Source organism: Myxococcus sp. CA005, from assembly GCF_006518205.1.
GTDB classification, from domain to species: domain Bacteria; phylum Myxococcota; class Myxococcia; order Myxococcales; family Myxococcaceae; genus Myxococcus; species Myxococcus xanthus.
In genome coordinates this window covers 1-4588 of record NZ_SRLV01000175.1, presented here as the reverse complement: position 1 = coordinate 4588, position 4588 = coordinate 1, and the positions used below count along the sequence as shown (strand labels likewise).

General features: G+C 69.3%; 4 protein-coding genes and 1 rRNA gene. 2 read left to right on the top strand and 3 right to left on the bottom strand.

What is annotated here, in order from left to right; translation table 11 throughout:
- Positions 1-100 (top strand): 5S ribosomal RNA (rrf, locus tag FMQ63_RS36820); the annotation flags it as partial.
- A gap of 76 nt (positions 101-176) precedes the next feature.
- On the opposite strand, the gene FMQ63_RS36815 is transcribed toward rrf, so the two are convergent.
- From FMQ63_RS36815 to FMQ63_RS36805, 3 genes are all read right to left on the bottom strand, one after another.
- A complete protein-coding gene (locus FMQ63_RS36815) occupies positions 177-791 on the bottom strand; it encodes a DedA family protein (protein ID WP_011550463.1) in 615 nt (204 codons plus the stop codon).
- 20 nt (positions 792-811) lie between these two features.
- Positions 812-1972, bottom strand: a complete 1161-nt coding sequence (locus tag FMQ63_RS36810; RefSeq protein ID WP_011550464.1) for an AI-2E family transporter — start codon at positions 1970-1972, stop codon at positions 812-814.
- 136 nt (positions 1973-2108) lie between these two features.
- Entirely contained in the window at positions 2109-2633 is a 525-nt protein-coding gene (locus tag FMQ63_RS36805) for a phage tail protein (RefSeq protein WP_011550465.1), read from the bottom strand.
- Between the two features lie 406 nt (positions 2634-3039).
- Between FMQ63_RS36805 and FMQ63_RS38615 the strand changes: the two genes are divergently transcribed.
- Positions 3040-4588, top strand: a 1549-nt coding sequence (locus tag FMQ63_RS38615) for a collagen-like protein (protein ID WP_305034254.1), incomplete at its 3' end; no start/stop codon positions are given.

Sequence of the window (4588 nt, the reverse complement as noted above, 5' to 3'; positions counted from 1 at the left end):
AGGGGTCCCACCCGTTCCCATCCCGAACACGGAAGTTAAGCCCTCCAGAGCCGATGGTACTTCGCGGGAAACCGCGCGGGAGAGTAGGTCGCTGCCGGATTCTTTTTGAGAAACCCCCGGTGTCCCTTGTGGACACCGGGGGTTTTCCGTTTTGGGGCATGTGGAGTTTCCGCGCGTCACCGCGGGCGTTGGGCCAGGCGCCGCGTGCGCAGTCGGCGCAGGCCCCCCACCGCCAGCAGGGCCGCCGTCGTGGCCAGCACCAGCAGGTGCTCGGCTCGCGCCGCCCCTTTCGCCACCGCGTCCACGCTGTGCGAGAAGGCGTACCCCAGCGCCACCACCACCGGAGCGCTGAGGCATAGCGCCAACGCGTCCCACAGCAGGAAGTCGCGCAGCCGCATCCCTTGCACCGCGGCCATGATGAACACTGCCCCGCGCAGGACCGAGAGAAAGCGTCCCACGAAGATGCAGCGCCCGCCGTGGCGCGCGTAGAGCTGGGCCAGTCGCTCGCGGCGTTCCGGCGGCAGGAGCTTCTTCATCCGTGGATGCGCGTACAGCGCGGGCCCCAGCCTTTGGGCGGTGATGAAGAGGGCCGTGTCGCCGCAGAGCACTCCGGTGATTGCGACCGCGACCGCCAGGGCGATGGGGAGGACGTCCTGGTGCGCGAGGATGCCCAGCGACAACAGCACCAGGTCCTCTGGAATGGGTACCCCCAAGCCTCCGGCGACCAGGGCGGCGAAGAGCAGGGCCGCTGTGCCATGGGTCAGCAGCCATGGGAGTGGACCCGCGGCCATCGTGTTCCCCTTTCAGGGCCTCATTCAGGTTCCGCGGGGTGGATGGTGCGCGCCGCCCTGCGCTCCTGCCGGAAGAGGAGGACCTCCCGGGAGATGATTTGAAGGGTCGCGGCCACGGGTACCGCCACCACCGCGCCCACGATGCCGGCCAGCTCCGCGCAGAACAGGACTGCCAGGAGGACGAGCAGCGGATTGACGTGGACCGTACGTCGGAAGACGAGTGGGGCCAGCACGTTGCCCTCGAGGGGCCCGTACAGCAGGAAGTAGGCGAGCGCGACCGCCGCCGCCCAGATGCCCTGCGTGGCCCACGTCAGCAAGGTGATGACGCCCCCAGCGATGAGCGGCCCCACATAGGGGACCAGGCTGGAGAAGCCACTGGCGATGCCCAGGGGCAGGAAGTACGGCAAACCCAGGAGCGCCAGCGTCACCGTGGTCAGGGTGGCGTTGATGGTGCAGATGAGCGCCAGCCCGGACAGGTAACCGCCGGTGGCGCTGTAGACGTTGTGGAGGACCCGGACGTATCGCATCCGGTGCTCGGGGCCGACCAGGGCCAGCCCCCTGCGAATCAGGTCTCCTCCGAATGTCAGCATGAACACGACGAGGAAGAAGACGGTGAGGGCCGAGATGACCACCCCCACCACGCCTCCGATGGCTCGGATGAGCAGCGTGGGGAGGGCGCCGGTGGCGAGCCGGGGAGTTGCCTCCTCCAACCGTCGCGCCCAGCCGAGCGCCTGCAGCCGGTCGCTGAGCACCTGGATGGGCCGAGAGCTCCGCAGTTCCTCCATCAACTGCGGCCACTGGCGAACCAGGGCATCGAGCTGGTCCGCCGCGGCGGGAATCACGAGCAGCGCGAGGGCGGCGACGACGACCAGTAACGCCGTCATCACCAGGGCAATGGCGGCCAGCCGAGGCAGCCTGCCGCGCTCCAGTCGCGCGACGCCATGTTCCAACGCGAGCGCCAGGATGGTGGCGATGCCCGTCAGTGTCAGTGCCACCCGCGTCTTCGCCACGAGAGTGACGAGTACGACCACCGCGAGCACGGAGGCGCAGACGGTGAACACCGTCGTCGGTGTGACTTGCGAGCGTTGCCCCCCGCCGTCTCGCTCCGCCACCACCGCCCACGCTCCCGTGCAGTAACGCTGCCTCCGACGTGCCCACCCTGCTGGGAACGGGCTACCCACCCCGCGGTTCAGGGTCGCCGCGGACCTGGAAGTGTTGGCTCATGGGGACGGATTCGCGGCGGCCGTCCGCGTGGCCCCACTGCGCCTCGCACGCGTGAGTGGAGCGAGGCGCTGAGCCCTTGGGGCTCACGGTGCGTCAGTTGCGCGACGGGTAGATGCCTTCCAGCGCGATGATGAAGTTGATGCACAAGAAGGGCGACATGTTGTTGTGCGGCTGGCTTCCACCCGAGACGCCGATGGCCGCGGGGTTCATGGTCCCGTCGATGGGGGCAGCCCGGTAGTTGAGCACGGTCGCCGTGGAGTCCGCCGCGAGCACGGTGCCAATGGGCGTTTCCGTATCGCCGTGCTGACTGCTCACATTCAGGGTGTGAGTGTGCGCCGGCATCTGCGTCGAAATCAGCGTCACGGTTTCGGTTCCGCCCTGTTCGCCCATCGTGCGGGGGGACAGGCCGGGGCCCTGGCCCGGCTGCATGGGATAGCGGCCACGCAGGTCCGGCAGGGCGAACGTCGTCTGCCCATTGCCTCCATAGGTGGTGCCAAGAATGGAGAAGAGCGCCGAGTTCTGGGCGATGGAGAGAAGCTGCCCTTGGCAGAATGCCCAGCCCCTCGGAGCGAAGTTGCCTGCGAACATCATGATCTGACCGATGAAGGGCTCTGACACGTGCGTCTACCTTTCGAGGAGAGGACTGCCTGACTGGGCCTGCTGCGCTTCCTCCCTGAGCAAAGGTCCGGCCAGTGCTGAACTCGCGCGTGTTTCATGTGAGGGTGACGGCGGTATGCAATGAAACGTGAGGCGTGGTGTCTCCATGTCTTGCTGAGTCACGCACGCTCGTGCGTCCGATACAGACGCGCATGCGTCCGGCCCAGACGCCGAGACAGATGCGCGTGCCGATGAAACGCGGGTGCGTCTGACCCGGACGCCGGGGCAATGTCTCGCGGGTTCTCTCTCACGAGAGAATCTGCCCGGTTATCGCCGAACCTCTTGGGGTCGCCCCGGTCTTCTTGGCGTGGCGTGCGGCTTGCTCAGTGGCCCGCGGCGTGACGTTTCACGACGAGGAGGCCGGCAGATGACGCAAGAGAACTGGCGACGCCCGCTGTATCAGAAGTGGTTTCAGGCGCTTCCGTTGACGGCACTGCTGGTGCTTTCGGCATGTGAGGAAGGCACGCCCGGACCGCAGGGGCCGCAAGGTCCCGCGGGCGCAGAAGGCCCTCCGGGAGCGCCGGGCGCAGAGGGGCCCGCTGGTCCTCAGGGCGAGCCAGGTGCGCCTGGTGCTACGGGCCCACAGGGGCCGCAAGGTCCTCCGGGCCCGGCAGGTGGGCCGGAGGGACCTCCGGGGCTGACGGCGCTGGTCCGCACCGACTCCGAACCCTCCGGTGAGAACTGCGCCCAGGCGGGTGTGGTGGTGGAGACGGGCATCGACCTCAACCGGAACGGTCAGTTGGAGGATGAGGAGGTCGACGCCTCGCTGACCCGTTACGTGTGCAACGGTGCACAGGGGCTCATGGGGCCCGAGGGGCCGCAGGGCGCCATGGGACCGCAGGGCCTCCGTGGTGAGCAGGGCGTGCAGGGGCCAACCGGTCTTCAGGGTGAGACGGGCATGCAGGGGGACCGGGGACCGGAGGGTCCCGCTGGCGCGGTGGGACCTGCCGGGCCGGCGGGACCGCAGGGCTCCGTAGGACCTGAGGGCCCGGTGGGCCCAGCGGGTGCCACGGGCCCCCAGGGTGATGTCGGTCTGGGCACGGTGACGCGGACCACCGTGGAGCCGGCGGCCGGCAACTGCGCCACCGGTGGCGTGCGGCTGGAGATGGGCGTCGACGTCAACCGCAATGGGACGCTGGATGCGGGCGAGGAGAATGTCGCGCTCACCCGCTTCGTGTGCAACGGGCCGGTGGGACCGCAGGGCGGGCAAGGTCCCGCGGGCGCGACGGGACCTGCAGGGGCTCAGGGCCCTTCGGGATCGGTTGGTCCGCAGGGCCCTCAAGGTCCGCAGGGGCCCATGGGCTCGTTGGGCGCCTACGGTGACGGGTCGGCTGGGGCGTACAACGTCCCCAGCGGCAACACCGTGGATCTGACCACGGCCACTGGCTACGGCACGTTGGCCGGCCGGCAGCACCTCCAGTTCACCAACGTCACCATCTCCGGCACGCTTATTGTCCCGAGTGGAACGGTCATCCGGGCCACCGGCGACGTCACCGTCAACGGTACGATCATCGTGGACCCCAGTGCCGAGGACAACGGAACCGGGCCTGCGGAGGCAGGCGTGGCGCGTGCGGCCGCAGGCGAGCCCCAGGGCGGGCGTGGGCTGTTGCCGCTCCAGGCCGCGCAACTCCTGCGACCCGGCGGCCTGGGCGGCGGCGCGGGTGCCAAGCAGGTCGGTGTGGCCGGTGGCAGGGGTGGCGGCTCCCTGGTCATGCTCGCGCAGGGAGCGGTCCGCATTCCCCCGGGGGGCGCCATCAATGCCAATGGTGAGGCTGGTGGAACCGCCTCCAACCTGCCCGGCTCTGGCGGTGGCGCGGGGGGCGCCATCGTCCTCGTGGGCAAGGGCTCCATCACCGTGGGGGGATTCGTCCGAGCGGTGGGGGCCAATGGTGGCGCTGGCAACAACGCGGGGGGCG